Source organism: Micromonospora sp. HK10 (genome assembly GCF_000982955.1).
Classification (GTDB): domain Bacteria; phylum Actinomycetota; class Actinomycetes; order Mycobacteriales; family Micromonosporaceae; genus Micromonospora.
Genome location: NZ_KQ058767.1, coordinates 1 through 1,903 on the forward strand (window position 1 = coordinate 1; position 1,903 = coordinate 1,903).

The 1,903-nt window shown below is 77.8% G+C and carries 2 protein-coding genes; both read left to right on the forward strand.

Annotated features, from left to right (window positions below):
- On the forward strand, nucleotides 1-631 hold a 631-nt coding region (gene bioD / locus LQ51_RS10035; protein ID WP_046564457.1), incomplete at its 5' end, for an ATP-dependent dethiobiotin synthetase BioD.
- Between the two features lie 53 nt (nucleotides 632-684).
- The coding region (locus LQ51_RS10040; protein ID WP_231605674.1) for a sensor histidine kinase at nucleotides 685-1,903 on the forward strand (1,219 nt) is incomplete at its 3' end.

Genomic DNA, 1,903 nt, shown 5'->3' on the forward strand with positions numbered 1-1,903 from the left:
GGCCGGGCTGCGGGTCGCCGTGGTCAAGCCCGGCCAGACCGGTACGGCCACCGGCGAGCCCGGCGACGTCGACGCGGTGAGCCGGCTGGCCGCCCCGCTCACCGGCCGGACCCTGGCCAGCTATCCGGACCCGCTCGCCCCGCTGGCCGCGGCCCGGGTCGCCGAGCTTGCGCCGTTGGAGCTGTACACGGCCGTCGACGAGATCCGCGCGGCGGCCGACAAGCACGACCTGGTGCTCGTCGAGGGCGCCGGCGGGCTGCTCGTACCGATGGGGCTGCGCCCTTCGGGCGAGCCGTGGACGGTGGCCGACCTGGCGGTGTCGCTGGGCGCCCCGGCCGTGGTGGTGGCCCGCGCCGGGCTCGGCACCTTGAACCACACGGCGCTCACCCTGGAGGCGCTGGAGCGGCGGGCGGTGCCGGCCGGGGTGGTCATCGGTGCCTGGCCGGCCGAGCCGGAGCTGGTGCACTGGCTCAACCTGTCGGAGCTGGTGCCGAACCTGCTGGGTGCGGTGCCGATGGGCGCCGGTTCGATGGATCCCGGCGTGTTCCGCCGGTCGGCCCCCGGCTGGCTCACCCCCGCCCTGTACGGGGTGCTCGACGACTGGCGGGCCTGGGCCGAGGACGCCGGCTGAGCCCTGACTTTCGTCGGTGTCCGGTGCCGGCTGGCGCCGGTACCGTGGCCGCCGTGCCACACCAGCGACGAACCGGTCCGGCCGGCCGGCGGTGGGTCGGCGACCTGCTGCTCTGGGCCGCGATCTCCACCCCGGTGGCGTACGCCGGCCTCACCCCGCCCTGGCCGCGACACGCGGTGCCGCTGCTGCTCGCCTCGCTGGCGCTGCTCGGCCTGGCGGTGGCGCTGGGCCGCCGGCTGCCCCTGGTCGCGCTGGTGGCGGTGGTGGCCGGATCGTTGTTCGACGGCAATTTCGTCTTCGCCATCCCGGTGTTCAGCTATCTGGCCGGGCGGCGCAGCGCCGGCACCGGCCGGGTCGCGGTGGTGTTCGGGGTGATCGCGGTGGCCGGCACCGCGCTCAACCTGGGGCTGCTCGGCACCGGGCCGCAGACCTGGCTCATGCTGGCCATGGTGCTGCTCTTCGCCGGGGTGTTCCCCTGGCTGCTCGGGCGGCTGCGCCGCCAGCAGCAGGCGCTCGCCGACGCGGGGCGACGGCACGCCGAGGCGGAGGAGCGGGAGCGGCAGGCCGCGGTGGACCGGGTACGGCTGCGCGAGCGGGCCCGCATCGCCGAGGACATGCACGACTCGCTGGGGCACGACCTGAGCCTGATCGCGCTGCGCGCCGCCGCGCTGGAACTGGCCGCCGACCTGTCGCCGGCGCACCGGGCGGCGGCCGGTGAGTTGCGGGCCAGCGTGGCCGCGGCCACCGAGCGGCTGCACGAGATCATCGGCGTGCTCCGCGAGGAGCGGCCGGGCTCCCTGCGGCCGGCCGGCGAGACCGTGGCGGAGTTGGTCGCCGGGGCGCGCGAGGCCGGGCTGGCGGTCACCCTCCGGGGCGACCCGCCCGAGGAGGAACTGCCGCCGTTGACCGTGCACGCCGTGCACCGGGTGGTCCGGGAGGCGCTGACCAACGCCGCCCGGTACGCCCCCGGCGCCCCGGTGACCGTCGTCGTCGAACGGGCCGACGCCGAGGTGGCGGTGCGCGTGGTGAACGGTCCGCCGCCCGCCGGGCCGCTGCCGGGGCCGGCGTCGCACGGCTCCGGCCTGCTCGGCCTGCGCGAGCGGGTCCGGCTGGCCGGCGGCCGGTTCGACGCGGGGCCCCGGGACGGCGGTTTCGCGGTCTCCGCGCGCCTGCCACTGACCGGTGCGGCGACCGTGGCCGGTGCCGCGACTGTGGCCGGTGCGGCGACCGTGGCCGGTGCGGCGACTGTGGCCGGTGCCGGTGCCGGTGCCG